Genomic DNA, 22,446 nt, shown 5'->3' with positions numbered 1-22,446 from the left:
CCGGTGAAAGCCGCAACTTGTATTAAAAAATCGGGATGAATGCCGCGCCGGCTGCGAACCTGCGGCGACGGTTCAATGCGCATTGTCATAACTCTCGCCCCACCAGTGCGGGCTTACAACGTTCTTGTCTCCTTCCGCCCACGCTCCCATGTCCATGGCGCCGAGGCAGAATCCGATCTGCGGTTCAGCCGGATCGAAATTGCCTTCCAGCCGGCTGACGATGCTGTTCCAGATCAGCCGCACCACATCGAATGCCTGGTAGCCGCCGCTGCCGCCAATCGGCGGCGACTTGCTGCCCAGCGGGTAGAAGGGACTCCAATGCAGCGCGTTTTGCGCCCGGTAACTGGCCGAAGATGTGAACGGGTAGCGTCCACGATCCAGCGCCTTCGACTGGAAAGCCGAGGAAATTCCGGAACTGTCGCTGCCCGGACCCAGCAGCCGTGTGAGGCCGATGATGATGCTGTTGGCGATAGGCACCTTGAGCGGATAGCTCCACCAGATTTCAATCGAGAGGATGGTATTTTCCTGGATGCTCTTGTTGGTGATGTCGCCTTTCAGCTTGCTGTCGCTGAGATTGTCACCGCCATCGGCGGCCACCATGCCGAGCGGAGTGCGAAAGCGCATGTAGTCGGCCGGCAATTTCAGGATGCCGTAGTCGAGCCCCTGCAATTCGATGACGCCGGATTCGAGGAAGGCCGCCTGGGTCGGGTTGTGATACAAGATGCAAGAGTTGAACATGGCGTCCTTGTAGGCCGCCACCTGAGCCTCGACTACCGCGCCCTTGCCGGTATCGCTACCCATGTACATCGGCGTGATGCCATTGATGTAGCCTTGCAGCACCGAGCTGTCGCCATAGCGCATCAAGCCCTGGACGAACGACCACACGGCCGGCGTTATATTCTTCTTGGCTTTGCCGAGGAAACCGGAAATCGGGCCGGCGCGGCTTTCCGCTTCGCCGCCGTTGCCGCTTGAGGAACCGGTATCGTTATTCACCGGAACGCCGTCGCTGGTGGCTTGGGCTTGGCCGGCCCCGGCCAGCTCGTTGCCCGGAGTGGTGGTGATGGAGGTGACATCCTTACCGGAAGCGTCCTTGCTATGAATGACCTTGCCAACCGCCGCATAACCCAGGTTGCCCAACTGGGCCGTCAACGGATCGGTCACGAAACGCGGCACCACCCGGCCGTTGCTCATCGCGCCGATCCGCACCGCTTCCTGCACCGCGTAGTTGTGGGCCAGTTTGGCGCGGTACATCAACACCATTTGCAGACATAGCAAGGCGAAGATCAATACCACCGGTATCGCCACGACAAATTCGGCAAGGCTGGCGCCACGCCCCAGTTTTGAATTTCTTCCGACGTTGTTCAACATGCAGTGCGACCTTGGCTTCAAGATGTTAACTAAATTGGCGTGGCGCTGACACCTAAGCCGCTGATGTAACTGAAATTCAAATGGCGGATCGCATCCAGCAGCAAGCTGAGCAGCGACACGCCGTCGACCGAGACAAACAGGACCAAGGCCACGCAGACCAGCGCGACTGAATATTCAACGGCAATCTGCCCTTTCTCGGCGCCGGCAATCTTGCCCGGGATTTTTCTCATTGCATTCCTCGCGACGCCACAACGGCCTCAAACCAGGTTTGGCAACTCATCGGGTAATCCAGTTGACCACCACGAATGTCTGGCCGGCCGCCCTGGTGACCGTATAGGTCGCTTCTTTTTGCGTGCCGGAGACATAGCGCATCACAGTGCCGCTGTTGTCCTCGGCGGTTTTCTTGAAGGTCTGTTTCCATGCTTCTGCCGCCCGGTCCTCTTCATAGAAAGCGATGTTCTGCTCGACATCGAAATTGTTGGTCATGGTGGTCAGAATCGACTCGCCGGCCATATCCACTGTGCGCACCTCGTTCAGGATCACTGTGCCGGAGGGCTTGCGCAAATGTTTGGCCAGCTGCGGCGCCTTGGTGTCGATATCAGCCTCCATCCGCGCCGGCAGATCGGACATGCTGAGATAGCCCTGGGTCTGCTTGCGCTCGTTGCTGCTGAGATTGACCTGCTTCAGCCAGCCGTCCCTGACACCGACGATCTGCACTTCGTGACCGGCAGCCTTGGAAGTGACTTTCCATTTGTCCTTGGCCCAGGCGGTCGCCAGCATCACAGCCGATTCGCGCAGTCGCAAAGGTCCCTCGATTTCATAGATCAGCATCGGCAAACCGTTGACCTCGATCTCATCCGCCAGCCGCGTTGTGGCCCAGGTGTCCGGAATACCGTCCAGCAGCACGTTGACCTCCGATTTCCATTTATCACCTGCTTGGGCGCTGGTGCAAAACAGGACGCACCAGCAGGCCGGCATTAACATTCGTAACACTCTTAACACTCGCAGCATTCTCAAATCAATCCCCTTTTTCCGGCGTGCGTGATGTTTATGGCGCCGGAGAAAAACGCCAGGCCGGGTTGTCGAACATGGAGATCGTGCGCGCGCGCATGATGCCGGCCGGGCACAGCTCATCCTGGGTATATTGCGTCAGCCGGATCGCCCGTCCGGGATCGGATACGCAGCCCACTCCTGCATAGTCCGGTTCGGTCATGCCGCCCGCCAGGTTGAAGCTTTCCTTATAGTCGTCGGTAGACTTGAAGGCCTTGATCAGGCTGCCGGGATTCTTCAGGCTGTCGTAATTGAAACCCATGCCTTGCGAGATCAACGTGGAAACCTGCGCCGGATTGATACCCGCCAGGTCAACCCGGAAATTGCCGCCGAAACCGGAAGAACCGCCGATCAGCCCTGGCAGGTTGAAGTAATTACTGTTGAGTATCATGCCGACGTGATTGCTTGCGTCCAGCGGATTCAGCTCTTTGGTAATGTGCTGGCTGGCCGTGGCGCCTGGCGCCGACCAGGAATTGGTGACCATGGTCAGGCTGCCCAGGGTACGCGCAGTGGCGTTGCCTGGCGTTGTACCTGTGACTCCCGGCGCAATGCCGAATGTCCGGTCAAGGAAGCTCGTCACGAAATCGCTCATGCCGATGGTGCCGCTGACTTGCACTTGCTCGTACGGCTCGCGGTCCAGCTTGAGGCTGGTGAGTGCATTGCCGGTCGGGTCGAAACCCATGGGACCGCCCGGCACCTTGGCGGAATTGGTCGAGACACTTAGTGCGCTGCCAGTGACGCCGCCAAAGGTAGCGCTAGCGAAGGTATCGGTGAAGAAGCGCGCCGCGGTATTCATCCAGTCCGAATGATCCTGCAGCAAGGCCGAGGCGCCGGCGCCGCCGGCTTCGGTCTGGCGCGCGCCGCGCGGCGTCAGATAGACATTGCGGAATACGCTGGGTGCAAGATCGGCGTCTGCGCTATAGATCGTTTTCACATCCGCGGCGGCGGTGGATTTGTAAGCGGTGCGCTCCCAGGTGGCGAAACGCGCCGCCTCGGTATTCAATTGCTTCAGTTCGCCGAAGCGCCAGACCCATTGCAAGCCCAACAGGAACAGCATCAGTATGCTGCAAGCCAGGATCGATTCGAACAAGGCTTGGCCGCGTTGCCGTTGTGCAGGTGCACGCAACAACACAAAACCGCTGGATGAAATAGGCATGGATGAGCGTCGCCGTGGTAATCAGTTAATCACGAAAAACAAGAGTTTTTCCGGATAATTCAGGCCTTCAAGCCGCGCATTCCAGTAAGGCAGCATCAGGTTGGCGTGCGAGATGATTTGCATGCGGGTGGTCCAGCGTTCCACCGGGGCCCGGTAATACACCCGCGCCTTGCCCATCGCTTGCAGATAGCTTTGCTTGGTCTCCGCGTCGTAATCCTTGATCGGCGTGCGTCCCAGGTCGAATTTATTTTCCGGACGCAATGGCAGCTTGCCTACCGATTCTTGCAATCCCACGACAAATGACGGGCCGAGATCTTTCAAGGCGTTGTTCTGGATTTCCTTGGAAGCGACAAACAGATTGCTGGCCGCACGATCGCCGATCTGATAGTTGCCGATAGTGGCGTCGCGCATTTCCCAGAAGCCGAAGCGCTCAGCCGGCAAGCCCATGTCGGCCGCCACCACGCCGCCAAGCCCAGGTTTCTGGTACAGGGTCTCAGTGCCGCGCGAGGTGCGCATGTTGATCAAGTCGATCAGGTCGCCCAGGCCCAGGGCGTTGAGGAGGAATTTCAGGAAACCGTTGACGTTGTTGAGCGGATCGCCGGCAGCCTGGGTAGCCAGATCGAAACCGTGCCCTAGCATATTGGATATGGAGGTGGCGGCGCTGCCGCCCAGGCTAGACAGGTTCTGGAAGTTCACCGCCTGTTGCGCCAGCGCCGTTGCCAGCTGCACCTCGGGATCGCCGCTACCCGGGGTGGGCGCATTCAGCGCGGCGCCGGAGGCCGGCATGCCGGCCGGCGCGCCGCCTAGTACGCCGGTAGTATTTCCGGCATTGGCGTCAGGCATATTCACCACGGATCCCGCAGAAGTCGTCGAATTGATTCCACCGGCAGCGGATTCCAGAGTGGCTTCCATGGGCGCCATGATCGTATTGTTCAGCGTCTCGGTGGCTGTCGAGATTGCCGCCTGTCCCTTCATGGCGTTGGTGCCGGCGGATCTTGCAATATTCATGACGCCGCGATCGTAGTATTTTTTTGCCGACCCGGCCGCCAGGGAAGCACAGGCGCCGCTCTTGCCGCCCAGGCGCGGCGCGTAGAGCTCGCCGGTAGGCAGTGTGAAATACATGCAATCGTCAAGCCCGGTAGCCTCGCCCCAATAGGCATTCTTCGCGGCGCTGTCGGCTTTCACGGCGTCGGCGAATTTTTTCATGTCCACCGGAATTTCCTGATTCTTGTCCAGCCCCTGATGGCCAACTTTGGACAAGGTCACGGCGCCTGCCAGAGGAATATGGATGTTGAACAAGTGCGGATCGATTTCCATCACATCGACGTTGCTCCAGCCATAGGTGCCGTCTTGCATCTGCATCATGCGGGTGCCGCCGGTCCGCTCGTACAGGCACATGATCGGGCTGGTGATGACGCCGACCGTATTCATGAAGGCTTCGATCACGGGGCCGATGACATCGGCCGCGACATTGCCTTTCAGCGCCGGGATGATCTGCTCCAGGCCATTGGTTTCAAGGCCGGTCAGCATGCCGTTGATGGCTGACAGGTTGCAGCCGTCGATCGCCCACAGCCCGACTGCATTCGGAAACAGCCGACGGCCGCCGCTGCCGCTGGTGAAATTGAACATTTCCTTCATCATCATCTGATGCACCAGATTGAATTCGATTTTCGGTCCAAACACATCGCCAGGCTTAGGCACCACCGGCATCTTGTCCTGCATTTTCTCGAAACCCAGAAATTTGCGCGGCGGCTGGTGCAGCTTGATCATGCTGCCGAAATCCACCATGCTCTTGCCGATCTGATAGACGATGGTTTGCGGAATATATTCGGCTTGCGGCGCATTCGCTGCCAGCAAATCCTTTTGCATGCTGATCATGGCCGACACGGTCGTCGCCATATGCACCTGCTGCGAAGCGAAGATGGCATAGTTGGACAAGGAGACGGTGGCGGTACCCGCATTCGCCAGCACCTGGCTGCTGATACGCACGCCGTTGACGATCTTTTCCCAGAAATCGCCAAACTTGGAAATCGCATTGGTGACGCCTGACAAGGCGGAACCGATATAAGGAATGAATTTCGTGAGCGCGGCGATGCCCTTCATCACCGTGCTGTTGTTTTTCCAGTACTGGTCCGACATACCCACCGTCGACCACATGGCTGTCAGCTGCCCGACCGACTGGTAATTGGAGATCATTGCGCGATTGGTGTAGGCCGTGTAGTTCAAGCCTTCCGCTGCAATATTGGCGGTACTGAACGCAATCGCATCTGCCGCATTCACCAGCTGCCGCTTCTCGCTGGTCACTTGCGCCATGTTATAGACAGCGAACATGCCTACGCATAGCACTGCAAAAAAGAAGATCGCGACAGGCAATACCGCGCCACGTTGACGCCATTCGTTGCGAACGGAAGAACTCTCGCTCTTGCCGCAACTACCCTTCCCGTTTGACGATGCCCGTTTCACTTTGCGCTCCGTATCCGAACAAGTTTCAGGAATGATCGATGTCGTCTGATTGATTCTGCTTCTTTGTACACCGACGAACTCGCGCTAGCAGCAGTCAATATCACTGCCGCTACAACCTCACAAACGGAGGCAATCTCTATAGAATTCTGGTGGTCAGCTTCTCCTTCCTGCATCGACCTCGCGCAAGAAGGAGAAACGATCTCTCAACTGAAAATGCTGATTGAATTGATTAGCGGTTGTCGGCGCCGTAGTCCTTCATGGTCCGTTGGGTAGCCGCATTTTTTGTAGCCAGATCCGCTGAAGTCTTGGCATTAGCGATTTCTGCTTTGCTATCGTTACCGGACAGTTCTTGCGCCATGCCTGCAACCTGATGGCGAATGGTGCTGCCGAAGGCTGCAAACACACCGATGCTGACCACCGCGATCAGCGCCACGATGATGATGTATTCCGACATGCCTTGGCCGCGTTGGCGCAATGCGGTTTTGTTGCGAAGAAGTTGAGAAGTTAAACGTTGTGCCATTTTGAATCTCCTGAGGCGGGTGGTTGCGGGATGATTCCCGGGTGCTAAAAAATGAGCTGGTTTCAATTTTTAGTCTGTCGTCAGGTGTCGTTGCCATGCATTGATAAAACACCGATACAGCCTATCCCTGCGCAGTCGTCAAAGACGATTGCCCCTGTGTACATGAATCATTAAAATGATTTTTATTGCTTCACTTGGCCGATGCGGCGGCGCGGTGGCTAAACAAGGCTATCCGCTCAGAGAGACGACGCCGGCGTTCAGTCAATACGTCTATGAGGCCATCCAGTTCATGAAGCTTTTCAATGTGCGGCGCAAGATCAGTTGCGTTCTGTTTCAGATCGACGCTCTCGTTCCCGGAGGACTGTAGAAAAGTAGCTATCTGCCGCGTGCTGAAGCCGCACTCCAGCAAGTCCTTGATCTGCTTTACGATTTCCACTGTTTGCAGCGGATAGTCGCGGTAACCGTTCGACAGGCGTTGCGACAGAATCAGTCCTTGCGATTCGTAGTAGCGCAAAATTCGCGCACTCACTTTTGCTCGATTTGCTATTTCCCCTATTCGCATTTCGCTTTTGCCTTGTCAACAGACAAGCGGTCCGGACTTCAGCGCAAACAAGGTAAAGAGATGACAGGTATTTTTGTGCCAGCTTTTCATAACGTATTGCGATCCGTCCGAATTGCTTGATCCGATTAATTAAACGATCTACTCACTGCGATCTACTAACTACGGTCTCTACACAGTTGAAAAATAGAAGCTTGAAACGAAACGCCTTGAAAACCACCACCGGAGCGCCGCGCAAGCGCCCGATGTCTTACTCTGCAGCAAAACGCGTGCCATTCAAAATGAATGTCAACCAGCGTCATTAGTTGTAATTTATTGAAGTAGAGTAACTATAGAACATTGACACTAGTGAGAACGTCAAGCGAAAAAATAGCCTCAATCGATACAGCAATGCAGCAATCGGTTGTTTAGTGAAAATTTGCATTTGTTTAGTTTGAACAGGTGTCTAAAACAATATTATTTTTATGTATGGAAATTCAAGTTGTGGTAGTTCACGCTCTCTCGAACCCCTTTGCCTGCCTTGCTTTTCCCATTATTTCTGCTCACGCGGCCAGATCGGTCGCCACATTTCAGCGCAACGCTCGCCTGTTGTTATTTGATGACTGCGAACGAAGAGCATGATCACGGAATTTGAAAAAACATCATGTAGGGATTGTCTGAAAATTACTAAAAACCCGTCCACAGGTTTTAAATTCCTGCATTGACGATGTTTTTTTGTGTAAATACGCGAGGCGTGAAAGCCCGCGGAAAATTCACATGTCAAGGTTTGGCGTCATGCCAAGGTTTGAGAATGGGGAGAGAGATGAGCATTTCTGGTCAGGCCAGAAAAAAATTGTCACATTGATAGAGACAGAAGGGTCTGGTTATTTCGACGGGCGTATTTTACACGGAGTAACTGAAAACAACTGCGCCGGCATCAGCCGGCGCATGGATAAGACAAAAAAACGCTGACCCGGCCCGAGGCGGGCCGGCCCTGCTTCAACCGGCTTAGTTCAGCGGCACTTCCAATCCGAACATGACCGATTGGCTACGGCCGTTGCCGACATTGATGTTGCTGTTGTAGTCGATGGTGAACATCACGCCGTTGTGCATCACTAGCCTGGCGCCCACACCGGCGCTCCAGTTGCCGGTATCCTGGCCGGTGGTGTGCACGATATACGCCGGACCTGCCGCCGCCAAGTCGGCATATGCCAGCCCTGCATCGTCCTGCCCCTGGAACTGATGGCGGAACTCGACCCGGCCCCGCGGCACCCAGGTGCCGATACTGGTCATGTACCGGCCTTCGGCGCGTACCCCCAATGAGGCGCTGCTGGTGCGCACGGTCTGCTTGAAGTAGGTCAGCGCGTTCAGTCCGCTCGCCGTCTCGGTATATTGATCCAGCGTGGCCGACATCAGTTCCAACCGGCCATATGGCGACCACATCCAGCCTTCCTGATGGAATTCGACGCCGCTGACAATCGCGCCGAACACTTGGTCGCCATGGCGCAGGCCGGTGGCAAAACCGCCGCCATCGGTGATATAGCGGTTGGAATTGAAGTTCAGGGTGCCATAGCCGAGCACACCGTCAATGAAGACGTTCTTGGCCGGCCGCAAACTGCCATACATCGCCCCGATTACGCTTTCCGCCGTGCTCTTGGTGCCGTTATCGCCGACGTCGCTACTGTCACGGCTGAAGCCGCCGCCTATACCGAAGGTGGCGAAATCGTTGATCCGGTAATCGCCGCCGATGCTGACGCCGTCGGTATGGAAGCGGAAGCCGGCCTGGCGGCCATTGACATATTGCTGGCCGAAGTCGACCGCGCCGCCCACCCACAGCGACAACGGCTGTTTCGGGTTGTCCTGGCGCGCAGGCAGATCGGGCAAGCCGGTGATGGTTGACTGCGTATCGTTGGCGGCCAATACCGGTCCGTTGCCGCTGCCATTGCCGTTAGTACTTGCCGCGCCCGGGCCGCTGCCAAAAGCTGCGCCGGTGCCGCCGCCATAGTTGCTGCCGCCCCGTGCGCCTCCTGCCTGCGGCATCCAGCCTACCTTGTGCATGTTCGGCTGCAGCGGCGAACCATACATGCGGTCGACGTCGGCGCTCAGCCAAGGTGCGGCCTCGGTGCCTGAACCAGGCCGGCCGTTCGGCGCAGTCGGTGGCGTCAGGCTGATGCCGAAGCCGGAGGTGCCCCAGCCGTCGCCATGCAGGCTTTCCAGACGTCGGGTGAAGTTGGAAATCTGCGCGCTGGCGAAGCGTCTTGCACTATCCGCCTGGGCCGACAGCAAGCCGATCACTTCAGGGTCGGTAGACATGTCGCGGCGCGCCGTGACTGTCACCGTGACAATACCTGGCGCAGAGGTCGCGAAGGCGTTGCTCAGCGTGTAGCTGACCGCCGCCGCACCGGCAAATTTGCTGGAAGCGGTAAATATCATCTGATAAGACGGCTTGCCGGTGCTGCCGACGTCGCGGATCACCGCGCTGCCGGCAGCTGTCGGCGACACCGTTACCAGATTGGCAGCCGTGAACGGACCGCCGCTAGCACCCGCCATCAGATCGACGCTGACTGTCGCGCCGGCGGCCACCGTGGCGCTATGGGCGCCGACCACAGGCATCGGATTGACGCTGACGGTCGCCATCACCGGCGCGGAGACGCCAAAGGCATTGGCCAGGGTGTAGCTGAACTTGATATCGCCGCTGCTGCCAACCACAGAGGTGTAGATGATGTCGGTGCCGCTGACGGCGGCCGTGCCCGCGCTTGGCGGACTGACAATCGCGACTGCGGTGAACGGACCGCCGCTAGCGCCGCTGGCAGCATGCAGCGTGACCGGCTGGCCAGCCAGGATGGTCGCATTCTGGGCCACGGCAACCGGCACCGCGAGCGCTGTCACGGTCACGGTCACCGTAGCCGGCGCAGAACTGCCGCCCGGACCGGTGGCGACATAGCCCAGGCTATCGCTGCCAAAGTAATTGGCGGCCGGCGTGTAGACCACGTTCAGACCGCTCACGGTGGCGCTGCCATGGGCCGGCGGCGTACTGATCGCAATACTTGTAATCGGCCCGCTGTCATTGGCCGTGACATTCACCGTCACCGGCTGGTTGGCCTGGGTGCCGGCGCTATCGTTGACTGCCAGCGGCTGAGCCTGAGCGACGCTCAATGTTTCCGCTTGCTGCACAGTAAAGTTTTGGGCATCGGTGGCGCGCACGGTGAAGGCAAAGCTGCCGGCCGCCGTCGGCGTGCCACTCAGCATGCCGCTGGCCGCATTCAATGCCAGCCCTGCCGGCAAGCTGCCTGCGGTTATCGCGTAGGCATACGGCGCAATACCGCCGCCCGCAGCGAACTGCTGGCTATACGCGACGCTGACCTTGGCACCGGCCAACGTGCCCGGCGTCAAGGTCAGTGTCGGGGCGCCAACACTCAAAGCATAAGCATGCGAGGCGACAAACGGTGCGCCGACGCCGGTGCTGCTGTCAGTAGCGCTGATCGTCACGTTGAACGTGCCGCTCAGATTAGTGGTGCCGGACAGCGCGCCGGTCGCAGCATTAAGCGTCAGGCCTGCAGGCAATGCTCCAGCGCTGACCGTAAAGCTGTATGGCGCGGTACCGCCGCCAGCCGTCAACGTGGCGCTGTAGGCGGCTTCGGCGGTCGGGTTAGGCAGCGTCGCCGGGTTCAGCGTCAGCGTCGCCGCGCCGATCACCAGGCTATAGGCTTGCGTACCGTTGAAACCGTTGGCGTCGATCGCTTTGATAGTCACGTTGAAAGTGCCTGCCGCAGTTGGCGTGCCGCTCAGCGCTCCGCTGGATGCATTCAAGCTTACCCCTGCTGGTAATGCACCGGCGCTGACGCTATAGATATAAGACGTGGTGCCGCCGCTAGCGCTGATTCCGGCCGTATAGCCGACAGCGACCGTGCCGCCGGCCACGCTGCTCGGCGCCAGGCTGATGGCCGGAGCAGCCACCGCTAGCGTATAGCTTCTTGAGGCGGTGAATGGCGCACCGGCTCCGGTGCTGCTATCGGTGGCGCGCACGGTGATCGGGAAACTGCCGCTGACAACGGTGGTTCCCGCCAGCACGCCGGTCGCAGCGTTCAGGCTGATGCCGCTTGGCAAGGAGCCTGCAGTGAGCGTGTAAACGTAAGGCGTAGTGCCGCCGGCGGCGGTCAATGTGGCGCTGTACGCCGCTTCTGCGGTTGCGCCGGGCAGCGTCGCCGGGTTCAAGGTCACCGTCGCCGCAGCGATAACAAGGCTGTATGCCTGAGCGTTGTTGAAACTATTGGCATCTTGCGCTTTGACAGTAAAATTGAACGTCCCCGCCGCCGTCGGTGTGCCGCTCAACGCCCCGCTTGATGTATTCAGCGTCACTCCGGCCGGCAATGCGCCGCTAGCGATGCTATAGATATAAGGCAATGCACCACCGCTAGCGCTGATCGTTGCCGTGTAGCTCACTCCCACCGCGCCGCTTGGCACGGTGCTCGGCGCCAGAACAATGGTCGGCGCCGTTACCGCCAGGGTGTAACTATTTTGCACCGTAAATGGCGCACCGGTTCCGGTGCTGCTGTCCGTGGCGCGCACTGTGATCGGGAAACTGCCGGCCTGGACTGTGGTGCCGGAAAGCAAACCCGTCGCCGTATTCAGGCTGATGCCTGACGGCAGGCTGCCGGAAACCAGGGCATAGGTATAAGGCGCAGTGCCGCTGGCGGCGTTGAAGGTTGCGCTATACGGTGTTGCGACCGCCGCGGCGAGCAACGATGGCGGCGTCAGCGTCATGGCCGGTGCGCTGATGACAAGCGCATATGCCCGGGTTCCGGTAAAGCTGTTGGCGTCGCTGACACGTACGGTGAAATTGAAATTGCCGGAAGCCGTCGGTGTTCCGTTCAGTGCGCCGCTGGCACTGTTCAGCGTAACGCCCGCCGGCAAGGCGCCTGCCGATATCGCAAAGCTATAGGGCGCAACACCGCCGCTGGCGCTGATGACTGTCGAAGAGGCTTGGCCGATAGCGCCGGCCGGTGCGCTGACTGGCAAGATAGCGATGGTCGGCGCACTGATAGCCAATGTGTAATTGACAGATACGCCGAATGGCGCGCCGGCCCCGGTCGACTGGTCAGTCGCGCTGACCGAAATCGGGAAGCTGCCGCTTTGGGTCGGGGTACCGGAAAGTATTCCGGTACCGGCATTCCAGCTCAAGCCGGTCGGCAAGCTGCCAGTTAGCACGTAGGCATAGGGTGCGACACCGCCGTTAGCTGTAAATGCTTGCGAAAATACGTTGCCATAAACCGGCGTCAGAGTGGGTCCCGCCGGCGTCAAACTGATGGTTGGCGCAGTCACGGTCAATGTAAAACCTTGCGCTTTCGCAAATGGACCGGTGCCGGTACTGCTGTCCGTGGCGGAAGCCGTGATCGTAAAGCTGCCGGCAGCCGTTGGCGTGCCGGAGATGGTCGCGCCGGTAGAGCTGGTGGCCGTGACCGATAACCCGGCAGGCAAGCCGCTGACCGATATTCCCCCATACGGCGCCGCGCCGCCGGCCCACGTCAGGGTCTGGCTATAGCTGCTGCCGTCGACCGCTGACCACGAACCGGAAGGAGTGATCGTCAGGGTCGGTGATGATACAGTGATTGTTGCCGTGGCGGGACTGGAAGTACCGGCGCCGTTGGTTGCCGTGTAAGTGAACGAATCGCTACCGGCATATCCCGCAGTGGGGGTGTAAGTGATGCTGGTTCCAGAGGCGGTCGCAGTGCCATGCGCAGCCGCAGACGCAACAGCGACCGAGGTCGCGGCGCCGCCGCTCAGGCTCAGGGTGATCGGATTGGCGGAACTGCCGTAGCCGACTGTCGCGCTGACGGCGCCGGCCACCGGCAAACCTGGACTGACATTGACCGAGTAGGCGCGCGAGCCGGTGTACGGGCCGGTACCTGTCGCGCTATCCGTCGCGCTGACCGTGAAATTGAATGGCCCTGATGTAGTTGGCGTCCCGGACAAGATTCCGTTTGCCGCCAATGTCAATCCGTTCGGCAGCGTGCCCGCACTAACGCTATAGGTATATGAACCAATGCCGCCGGCGGCCGTCACGTTTAGCGTGACACTGCTGCCAACCGTCATGGCCGGCAGGCTGACCGGCGTGATCGTGATGGTCGGCGCATTGACCGTCACGGAATAAGCCCTGCTTCCATTATATGGACCGGTTCCGGTTGAACTGTCCGTGGCGCGAACCGTAAAATTGAACGTGCCGCCCGCGGTCGGTGTACCGGAAATTGCTCCGCCACTAGACAGAGTCACACCGGCCGGCAATGCACCTGCAGAAATCGCGTAGGTATAGCCGAATGTGCCGCCGCCGGCTGTTTCAGTCTGGGTATACGCCACGGCAACCGTCGCCGCAGGCAACGTAGTGGGTGTAATTGTGATGGTCGGCGCATTGACCGTCAGTGTGTAGGCCTGGATACCGCTAAAGGAATTTTGATCGGTGCCCCTGACCGTGAAATTGAAAGTTCCACCTGCCGTTGGCGTACCCGTCAAGGCGCCGGCGCTCGACAAAGTCAGCCCCGCAGGCAATGCGCCCGCGCTAATTGCGAAGGTGTAAGGCCCTGTGCCGCCGCCGGCGCTCAAGGTTTGGTTGACCGCTACGGCGACGGTGGCGGCAGGCAGCGTGGTCGGATTGATCACGATTACTGGCGCTGCATTGATCACGAACGTCATCTGTTGCGTGCCATTTCCCGGTGAACTTCCGCTGGTGCTGTCATGCGTCACCACAGTAACGACGGGGCTGCCGGCCAGCGTCGGCGTGCCGCTGATCAAGCCAGCTGCGGTCATCGACAAGCCTGGAGGCAAGGTGCCCGTTTGTATCGAATAGGTATATGGAGCAGTGCCGCCGCTTGTATTGAGCTGCAAGCTATATGGCGCGCCAACTGCTCCGGCAGGCGGAGGGACCGGCGTAACAACCAAGGCCGGAAAGGCAATCGTCATGCCGTAGGTCTTGGTGGTGGTCAAGGCCGTTGGCGTGGTGGAGTCATGTATGCCGACGGTAAAGTTAAACGCGCCATATGCAGTTGGCGTACCTGAAATCACGCCGGCTGCAGACAGACTGAGGCCGGCCGGCAAGCTGCCGGCGGACAGCGAATACACATACGGCAAGACGCCGCCGGCGGAACCCAGGCTTTGATTATATGTGGTGCCGACTACCGGGTTCGGCAATGTCGCCGGCGTCACGGTGATAGGAGTTACCGGCGGCAGGATAGTGACATTGAACGTGATCGTATCGTTGTTGAAATCAAGCACGGTAAACGTGTCGGTGAGTGCGCCGTCGCCATTATTGAGATAAGTCACCGAACCATCGTTATTTCCGGTGGTCGGGCTGACATTGGTGAGCGTCCCGTGGGATGGCAACACCGATATGCCATCGAGCACACCGACCGCCATGCAGCTCAGGAGATTGGTCGCTGAGTCGCCCGATGCGACCGTCATGGTCTGCGTTGGACATTCAGGGCTAGGCGTGGCGAGCGCAAGGTTCGACCAGATCGTCAACGTCGCATAGAGCAGGCAGGCAAAGATGCGGCCGACCCGGCGCCGGACATCGGGCAGGCTCAGGACTGGAAGTGAAATTGACGGTGCTTTTTTATACGCAGGCAATACACAAGCGCCTGCACGACCGCATGGACGTTGCAACATGAAACCTCCCTGATGTTTTTTTAATTTTCAAGAGCGCCTCTTTAAGGACGACTCGATTTGGTTTGATCAGTGTTTCAATAACGGCCTGGCGCGATTATCGTAAATGCCTTTGTACTCGCTTGACGGTTACCATATGGCAACGTATGCTACTCCAAATATTTGATTGTCCAACAATGTTTACTTATATAAATATTGTTTTTTGTCAGCTGTTGCTTGAACAACACAGTCGGCAGCAGAGTCGTCGTTGCCGGCATCACCAGTGCAATACCAATCTTTGGAGATACGTCGATGGCTGAAGTCTATCTAGGACAAGTAATGCTCACCGGTTTTGGCTTTGCCCAGCGCGGCTTTGCGTTATGCAACGGGCAGTTGCTGCCGATTAACCAAAATACCGCCCTGTTCTCCCTGCTCGGGACCCAGTACGGCGGCAACGGCCAAACCAACTTCGCCCTTCCCAACCTGCAGGGTTCCGTGCCGCTGCACGCCGGCGGCTCGGCCGACCCGAACTGGCAACCAACGCCCTATACCCAGGGCCAGTTTACCGGGGTCGAGTCGGTCACCGTGCAGCAACAGCAACTCCCGCAACACACACACCTGCCGAATGCCTCCTCAACCGCCGGCACGGTCAAAAACCCGACCAACGCCTTGTTTGGCGGCAGCGGCGCGGAAGCCATCTACGCGCAAGCCGGTCCGCAGGTGACATTGGCGCCGCAGACACTAGGGCTCAGCGGCAGCAGCGGTGCGCACCAGAACATGCAACCGTATCGCGTACTGAATTTCAACATCGCCCTCACCGGCATCTTTCCGTCGCGCAGCTAAAACAAATCAACATACAGGGATAACAAAAACATGAGCACACCATATGTGGGTGAGATACGCCTGTTTGCCTTTCCACGCGTGCCGACCGGATGGTTCGCCTGCGACGGCAGCCAGCAGCAGATCTCCGAATACGACGTGCTGTTCGCGCTGATTGGCACAACTTTTGGCGGCGATGGCGTACAGACTTTCTGCGTACCAGACATGCGCGGCCAGGTGCCGCTGCACCAAGGCACCGGCCCGGGGCTGACAACACGCGTCCTGGGCGAATTGGGCGGCAACGAAAACGTTACTCTTCTATCTGGCAACATGCCGGCCCATACGCATCAGTATGCGGCCACCTCCAGTGTCGGCACCGCCACCACGCCGGCGGCGCCGTTGCAACTGGGCGCTGCGGCCGGCGGCGACAAGCTGTATACCAGCAGCATCACCGGACTCACGCCCTTTGTCATGACCCCGGCCTCGACCACGGCGACCGGCAACAACCTGCCGCATGACAACACCATGCCGACGCTGACGGTGTCGTTCTGCATTGCCTGGGCAGGTATCTTTCCGTCGCAGTCTTAACAGCCAGTAGCCAGGGTACCTGTCGCATTACAACTTTACAGCGCAGGCATCGCCATCAGCACAGACAAGGGAAAACACCATGACCACACCATATTTGGGTGAGATTCAGATTTTCGGCTTCAATTTCGCACCGAACAACTGGGCGCAATGCAACGGCGCCATCCTGCCGATCAGTCAGAATACGGCCTTGTTTTCATTAATAGGCGTCAACTACGGCGGCAATGGCCAGACCAATTTCCAGCTGCCGAATTTTGCCGGGCGCACCGCATGCAGCCAGGGACAGGGGCCGGGTTTGACGCCACGCGACATCGGTGAAACCTTCGGCTCGGAAGGCATCACCTTGAGCAGCAGCCAGATGCCCTCGCACACGCATGCGGTCAATGTCTATCACCAGGCAAATGCCGCTTTGCAAAACAACGTTCCGGCCAGCGGAAATGCTTTCATCCTGCCGACCAGCACATTGCCTTACGTACCTGGCAACCCGACGCCGAACGCGACGTTGGCGGGGGCTGTGGTTGGCCCTGCCGGTGGCAACCAGCCGCACGAAAACCGCCAGCCGCTGCTGGCGTTGAATTTTTGCATAGCGTTGCAAGGTGTATTCCCTGCATTTGGCTGAGTCCATCACACCTGCGCTGGCCGGCTTCCCAGCCGGCACAGCGCTGGAAACGCCGCTCCCGCTGAAACTGCGCGGTATTGCTTTGCGCCCCTGCACAGCGAGCGATCTCGGTTTCCTGCGTGAGCTGTACCATCAGCTGCGGGCCGCCGAACTGGCCCGGGTACCGTGGCCGCCGGCGCATAAAACTGCCTTCCTGGATAGCCAGTTTGGATTGCAGCACAAACACTACCTGACGCACTTTTCCAGCGCCGACTTTCTGTTGATTGAAGCAGATGGCGGCCCGGTCGGACGTTTTTATCTATCCAGACAAGCGGGAGAGTTTTTGATCGTGGATATCAGCCTGTTGCAGCAATGGCGCAACAGCGGCATTGGTACGGCGCTGATCCGCCATGCACAAACGCTGGCGCAAGCAGTTGAAAGCAGTTTGAATCTACATGTCGACGTGACCAACAACGCGGCGCGGCGGCTCTATCAAAGGCTGGGCTTTGTAGCCACTCTGCAGGACGGACCGTATACCGCCATGCGCTGGACTGCCGCGACGGAAAGCTAGTTGAATACCGCCTGATACAGGAAGCCTTCACGGTCGCGCGCCACCGGCACCAGGAATATGCCTACCTGGCCGATCGATTCATGCTTCATGTTGAAGATTTTTTGATTAAACATGATCGGCGAACAGTTGCGGAACAGCAGGCTGAACGGCGCTCGTAGCATCCCTTCCAGCGTGGCCGCAACCATAGGCTTGGCTTCAACCAGGATAAAAGCCGCGTTGCCGTCAGTCTCGGATATGAAGGTTTCGTTCAGTCGTGCGGCAAAATAGTCCAGCGTGAGGATATCCATGTTTCCGTAGTGTGTGCAGTGTTGATCGGACACAGCAATTCTAATGGAATTTCCTCACGGCACGATACCTGATTAAGGCGCCGGCGCTATTTTTATCTGCGAGACAAACTGCCTCACGCCAGATGCGAATGGCAAATGCAATGCCCCCAACGATACAGGTGCATATTGTGCAGCAGATCCTTGGTCGCAGTCGGCACGCCGCTGAGCAAGATCTCCTTGGCGGTCAGGCCGAACACCGCCAGACTGATCGATGGCGCCAGCGACACCACTGCATGCCAGGTGCCTTTCGGAATGAACAAGGCGTCGCCCTCCTCGACCCGCACATACAGGCCCTTGGCGCGCTCCAGCGCCTGCAACTGCTCGGGATGTTCGTTGAAACGAGCAATGTTGATGCTGCTCAGCGTGGCGCCCCAGTCGTATTTGTCGGACGGGTTCATATACGCCTCTTCCGACGGCGGAAACATGACAAACTCCTTGACCCCGCGCGCCTGGCAAAACCAGTTGTTCGGCACGTCGCGATGCAAGCCGGTATGGGTGTTGGCGGGGCCCATGAAAACCGATTCCCAGGTCCAGCGCCAACCCGGCCACAAACTGCGGATGTCGAAATCGCTGCGCAGCTGCGGGAAATCTTCGAGGATGCTCCATTGCGCCAGATAATTGCGGTGTGGCGTAAACGATTGCATGTGGGCCCAGTTGAGATGAAATTCTTCACCGGGCTGCAACTGGCGCCGCCGCTGGTTCGTCAGCAATCCCACGGTTTCGCTGACTGGCTGCGTGGCAAGCGCCGCCAGCTCACGTAGGTAGGGCGCGATAGGCAGGGATGGACGCTCCTGGGTTTCGCCCTGCTCGACCAGGCCGTTCTGGAATTTCCGGGTCGGCTCGGAGCCATCCTTGTTGCGTAATTGCGCCAGCTTTTCAAACGACCAGTTGTGCTGCGCCGGCCAGTTTCTCAACGCGCCTTTTACCAGCAGTGGCCGGGTCCTGCTGCCGAAGCCGCCGGCGTCGGCCAGTTGCGAGACGTCGATTTCCTCGACCAGTGTGAATGCGGGGCCTAGTATTTGTGTCATGTTTCTTTAAGGATGATGGTAAGCGACGGCGGCGGTTACCGCCTGCCACATTATGGCGCGATATCGGGATTTTCGCCGGCGGCAACATAGCGCCGTTCGCCACTGCTGGGACTGTAGAGAACGCGCATCGTGCGTCCCGACTCCGGATCGACAAAACGCTCGCCGGTTTCCTGCCACGGTCCCTCATCGGCTTTGTGCGGGCGGTGATAGCGCCAGCGCTCCAGCAGCACCGCGAACAACAGTATCAAGCCCCAGGTCGTCAGCGGGAAAGCCGCCGGTATGCCGCCCACGCTGCAAAAGATGCCGGCGCAGGTCAGCAATACAGCGAATCCGAGCAAGGCCAGGCGTAGCATGATTACGGCGCAATCGGGTCGATGACGACCGCGGTGCCGTAGGCGACGATTTCGCTCATGGTCTGCCCCATCTCGGAAGAATCGAAGCGCATCATCACCACGGCGTTGGCGCCCATCCGATGTGCATTCTTGACCATACGGTCGACCGCGTGACGCCGCGCTTCTTCCAGCAATTGCGTGTATTCAGTGATTTCACCGCCGATGATAGAGCGCAGCCCTGCCATGATGTTACCGGCCAGTCCGCGGCTGCGAACCACCAGCCCGAATACCTGGCCTTTGACTTCCCTGACCCGATAGCCGGAGATGTTTTCTGTTGTGACCACAAGCATGTTATTCCCTTAAACAGTTGCCGTTCTTCAATTGTAATTGAGTACGGCATCGCTGTGCAGAGGAATGACTTGCGTGCATGCTTGTACGACCACGCGACAACGCTACAAATCACTGTGCGGGCCGGCACTATCCGAGCATGAAACGGGGGCTAGCCTTATTGTTGGGCATATCCGGAAATACTTGCATCAATTGCTGATCGCTCAAACGCAAATGACGTTCTGAAACCTGCGCCAGCACCGAACGGAAATCGGTAGTGACCGGCAAGTCGCGTCCTTCATGCAACTGGCCGTCGGCCAGCCCCTGCCAATCGCCATACACCTTGCCGCCGGCGACGCCGCTGCCCAGCACCCACATCACATTGCCGTGGCCATGATCCGTACCACCGTTGCCGTTCTGGCGGGCGGTGCGGCCGAATTCCGACATCACCACAATGGTGGTGTCGTCGAATACCGGCCCCAATCCTTGCGCCAGCGTCGCCAGTCCCTGCCCCAACGGCGCCAGCCGGTTCGCCAGTTGTCCTTTGCCGTTACCTTGATAGGCATGGGTATCCCAGCCGCCCAGCGCGACAAACGCGATCTGGATTTTCGGATCGTTACGCATCAGCCTGGCCAGATGCGCCGCATCGTTCGGAAAGCCGTTAGGCAAAGGCGCGCCGCCATCCGCAGCCTGCATTTCATCTTTCATTGAAGCCGTCATGACTTCCTTGTGCGCATCGCGGCCGTCCTGATAGGTGCTGGCGAATTTATCGCTGCCCTGATACATCTGGTCGAAAGCGCTGCCGATCTTCGGCCGGTCGAGTATCGACTCCTTGGTGCCGGCCGCGCCCGCAGCCAGATTGGTGGCCGGCGCCCGGCCGCTCAGGATGCGCGGCATCAGCGGCCCGACGCTGATCGCACGAGTTGGCGATGCCGTACCGGGCAAGACGGTCAGCAAACGGTTCAGCCAGCCGTCTTGCGTAGATTTTCTACCGGGCGTGCCGGATTCCAGATAGTCCTGGGCATCAAAGTGTGAGCGGGTGGCGTCCGGCGAACCGGAGGCGTGGATAAAGGCCAATTTCTTTTGTTCCCAAAGCGGCTGCAACGAGGCCAGCGCCGGATGCAGGCCGAAATAGCCGTCCAGGTCCAACGCGCCGCCGTCTTGCCCCGGACGCGCCAGCCCGATGGTCGGCCGCAAGCGCGCATAATTGGCATCGCCGTATGGCGCAACCACGTTCAGGCCGTCCACCGCGCCGCGCAGCATGACCACCACCAGCTTGCGTTTGGTGCCGGCGCTGTCGTCGCCGACGGCGGCCCAGGCCTGGCGGCCCACCGGAATCACCATGCTGCCTGTGATCGCCATCAGTTTTAACAAATTCCTGCGGTTCATGATGTTCTCCTTGCGTTCATTCTGATAGCGCAGATAGCGATTCAGCGCTGCATGAAATCCGGACTGCCGAGCACCATGGCGGCGCGTAAAGCTTGCGGATTATTGTTGATGGTGGCGCGGGTTTTACCGGAAATCGCCGGACCCAGCGTATCCAGCAACGTGTTGGCATCCAGCGGCTGCTCGGCCACGACTGGCGCGCCAGCTGTATTACCGTCGTTGCCCGGCATCTTATTCAGCGGCAAGCGGCCGGCGGCCAGCGCAGCGGCAAAGGTAATGCGTCGCGTCAGGGCATCAGGATTCAGCCATGCCGCCTGGGTATTCTTGTAGCCGTCCGGCGTTTGCGCGCCATACAGCGGCATGCCCAGTTGATTCAATACGCCCAGCAACGGCCGCACATTGGTAATCGGCGCCTGGCTGGCGCGCGCAGCCGATATCACAAACTGATAAGGGGTTTTGAACTTGGCGCCGACATTGACGGACGCCATGAATTCAGGACTATGGAACAAGGTTCGCAGCACTTCGCGGATGTTGCCGCTGGTCTCGAGGTAGCGCTTGGACAAGCGCGCCACCAGTTCCGGCGACGGATCGTCCTGCACAAAATATTGCGCCAGTTCATAGCTCAAATGACGGGCGGTCGCGGGATGCATGGCTAGCACGTCCAGCGCAAATTCTCCTTCGCCCTGGCCTTGGGCGCCGACATGATGGCCCAGCCATTCTTTGTCGCCCATATCGTGGCGCTGCGCATCGAAGCGGAAGCTACGGTTGTTGCGCACCAGGTCGCGCGGTTCGAAGGTCCAGCCGGTGAGCATGCGCGCCAGCTCGGTGACATCCTTCTGGCTATAGCCGCCATCCACGCCTAGCGTATGCAGCTCCATCAGTTCGCGCGCATAATTTTCGTTCAGGCCGGTGGCCTTGGCCTTTTGACCTTGTGCCCCATTCTTCCTGAATTGCCCCGGCTGATAGTCGGCCGAAGTCGAGAGCCAGTTATCCAGGTAAAACAGCATCGCCGGATGTTTGGCGGTCGCACCCAGCAAGTCGCGGAACGAGCCCAGCACATAAGGACGGATCGCGTCGCGTTCGTAGCTGCCGACCAGGGCCCGGTCCAGGCCTTTGCCTGCATACACATTGAAATGGTTGAACCAGAAATCGACCATCACTTCTTCCAGCTGGCGCGGACTGTCGACGGCGCGCGCGATCCTGGCTTCGGCGTTCTGTTCGACGATCTTGCCGACCACTTCGCGCCGCTTTTGTTTGGCTGCCTCGTCGCCGTCACTAGCCACCTTGCGTACCGCTAGAAATTCGGCCAGCACTTCGCCCGTACTTTCATTGCTGGTCTCAAGCATGCTCAGCCGCTGGGTCAATGCGGCGGGTAGCGGAATGCTTTCCGGGTGGAGCTGGGCATCGATGTAACGCTCGATTCCCATCTGCTTGATGCGCTCTATGTCGCCCGGCTTCGGACCGTAGCCCAGCCGGTCCAGCACATGCAACGCCTGCTGGTCAGCCGATAAATCAGCCGGCAAGGAAGCTGCGGTTGCCGCCAGTGAACTGATTGACAAAATGGTAAATGCGGCGGCAAATACGGCTACCCGGATCGGCAATTTCATATGCGGCCTTGATTGGAATTATTAGAATAAACCTCATTGCATTAACGCATTTCAGACACCTCTCCGCCACCACCAATATGTATCGAATGTAACGATCTGTAATGGCAGGAGCTTGCCGGCCGCTCAAAAAAAGAGCGCAT

At 58.8% G+C, this 22,446-nt stretch carries 18 protein-coding genes and 1 pseudogene; 4 read left to right on the top strand and 15 right to left on the bottom strand.

Annotated elements, in window-relative coordinates:
* Positions 1–72: 72 nt before the first annotated feature.
* The 9 genes and pseudogenes from ABI171_RS16640 to ABI171_RS16600 all read right to left on the bottom strand — a co-directional run bounded on the left by ABI171_RS16640 (position 73) and on the right by ABI171_RS16600 (position 14,751).
* Entirely contained in the window at positions 73–1,368 is a 1,296-nt protein-coding gene (locus ABI171_RS16640) for a TadE family protein (RefSeq protein ID WP_348093645.1), read from the bottom strand.
* Positions 1,369–1,397: 29 nt separating this feature from the next.
* On the bottom strand, positions 1,398–1,598 hold the full coding sequence (locus ABI171_RS16635) for a hypothetical protein (protein WP_348093644.1): 201 nt from the start codon (positions 1,596–1,598) through the stop codon (positions 1,398–1,400).
* Between the two features lie 46 nt (positions 1,599–1,644).
* Positions 1,645–2,352: a hypothetical protein gene (locus ABI171_RS16630; RefSeq protein WP_348093643.1), complete on the bottom strand. Its 708-nt coding sequence runs from the start codon at positions 2,350–2,352 to the stop codon at positions 1,645–1,647.
* Between the two features lie 64 nt (positions 2,353–2,416).
* Positions 2,417–3,574, bottom strand: coding sequence for a hypothetical protein (locus ABI171_RS16625; RefSeq protein WP_348093642.1), 1,158 nt, complete (start codon positions 3,572–3,574; stop codon positions 2,417–2,419).
* A gap of 21 nt (positions 3,575–3,595) precedes the next feature.
* Positions 3,596–6,037, bottom strand: coding sequence for a pilus assembly protein TadG-related protein (locus ABI171_RS16620; RefSeq protein ID WP_348093641.1), 2,442 nt, complete (start codon positions 6,035–6,037; stop codon positions 3,596–3,598).
* 229 nt (positions 6,038–6,266) lie between these two features.
* Positions 6,267–6,557, bottom strand: a complete 291-nt coding sequence (locus tag ABI171_RS16615) for a pilus assembly protein (protein ID WP_348093640.1) — start codon at positions 6,555–6,557, stop codon at positions 6,267–6,269.
* A gap of 190 nt (positions 6,558–6,747) precedes the next feature.
* Positions 6,748–7,119 carry a MerR family transcriptional regulator gene (locus ABI171_RS16610; protein ID WP_348093639.1) on the bottom strand — a complete coding sequence of 124 codons (372 nt, stop codon included), beginning with the start codon at positions 7,117–7,119 and terminating at the stop codon, positions 6,748–6,750.
* A gap of 49 nt (positions 7,120–7,168) precedes the next feature.
* Positions 7,169–7,261: pseudogene (locus ABI171_RS16605) on the bottom strand (IS5/IS1182 family transposase); the annotation flags it as partial.
* An 842-nt stretch (positions 7,262–8,103) separates the two neighbouring features.
* Positions 8,104–14,751: a putative Ig domain-containing protein gene (locus tag ABI171_RS16600; RefSeq protein ID WP_348093638.1), complete on the bottom strand. Its 6,648-nt coding sequence runs from the start codon at positions 14,749–14,751 to the stop codon at positions 8,104–8,106.
* Between the two features lie 288 nt (positions 14,752–15,039).
* Here ABI171_RS16600 and ABI171_RS16595 point away from each other — a divergent pair, with 288 nt between their 5' ends.
* The 4 genes from ABI171_RS16595 (at position 15,040) to ABI171_RS16580 (ending at position 17,300) form a co-directional block, all read left to right on the top strand.
* Positions 15,040–15,570, top strand: a complete 531-nt coding sequence (locus ABI171_RS16595) for a tail fiber protein (RefSeq protein ID WP_348093637.1) — start codon at positions 15,040–15,042, stop codon at positions 15,568–15,570.
* A 30-nt stretch (positions 15,571–15,600) separates the two neighbouring features.
* Positions 15,601–16,134 (top strand): tail fiber protein, encoded by a 534-nt coding sequence (locus ABI171_RS16590; RefSeq protein WP_348093636.1) that lies wholly within the window; start codon positions 15,601–15,603, stop codon positions 16,132–16,134.
* A 79-nt stretch (positions 16,135–16,213) separates the two neighbouring features.
* Complete coding sequence (locus ABI171_RS16585; protein ID WP_348093635.1) at positions 16,214–16,750, top strand: tail fiber protein; 537 nt, start codon at positions 16,214–16,216, stop codon at positions 16,748–16,750.
* Positions 16,743–17,300 carry a GNAT family N-acetyltransferase gene (locus ABI171_RS16580; RefSeq protein ID WP_348093634.1) on the top strand — a complete coding sequence of 186 codons (558 nt, stop codon included), beginning with the start codon at positions 16,743–16,745 and terminating at the stop codon, positions 17,298–17,300. The genes ABI171_RS16585 and ABI171_RS16580 overlap by 8 nt, the downstream gene beginning before the upstream one ends.
* Here ABI171_RS16580 and ABI171_RS16575 read toward each other — a convergent pair.
* The 6 genes from ABI171_RS16575 to ABI171_RS16550 all read right to left on the bottom strand — a co-directional run bounded on the left by ABI171_RS16575 (position 17,297) and on the right by ABI171_RS16550 (position 22,306).
* Positions 17,297–17,587, bottom strand: a complete 291-nt coding sequence (locus ABI171_RS16575) for a hypothetical protein (protein ID WP_348093633.1) — start codon at positions 17,585–17,587, stop codon at positions 17,297–17,299. The genes ABI171_RS16580 and ABI171_RS16575 overlap by 4 nt on opposite strands.
* Before the next feature lie 113 nt (positions 17,588–17,700).
* The gene (locus ABI171_RS16570) at positions 17,701–18,654 is read right to left on the bottom strand and encodes a cupin-like domain-containing protein (RefSeq protein WP_348093632.1); all 954 of its coding nucleotides are present in this window, start codon (positions 18,652–18,654) and stop codon (positions 17,701–17,703) included.
* Positions 18,655–18,704: 50 nt separating this feature from the next.
* On the bottom strand, positions 18,705–19,007 hold the full coding sequence (locus ABI171_RS16565; protein WP_348093631.1) for a hypothetical protein: 303 nt from the start codon (positions 19,005–19,007) through the stop codon (positions 18,705–18,707).
* Positions 19,008–19,009: 2 nt separating this feature from the next.
* Entirely contained in the window at positions 19,010–19,336 is a 327-nt protein-coding gene (locus tag ABI171_RS16560; RefSeq protein ID WP_348093630.1) for a YbjQ family protein, read from the bottom strand.
* 127 nt (positions 19,337–19,463) lie between these two features.
* Positions 19,464–20,702 (bottom strand): DUF1501 domain-containing protein, encoded by a 1,239-nt coding sequence (locus tag ABI171_RS16555; protein ID WP_348093629.1) that lies wholly within the window; start codon positions 20,700–20,702, stop codon positions 19,464–19,466.
* A gap of 41 nt (positions 20,703–20,743) precedes the next feature.
* Entirely contained in the window at positions 20,744–22,306 is a 1,563-nt protein-coding gene (locus ABI171_RS16550) for a DUF1800 domain-containing protein (RefSeq protein ID WP_348093628.1), read from the bottom strand.
* Positions 22,307–22,446 lie beyond the last annotated feature (140 nt).

Source organism: Collimonas sp. (genome assembly GCF_039923675.1).
Lineage (GTDB): Bacteria > Pseudomonadota > Gammaproteobacteria > Burkholderiales > Burkholderiaceae_D > Collimonas.
Note: the sequence above shows the minus strand (reverse complement) of the source record. Positions and strands in the feature narration are given on the sequence as shown.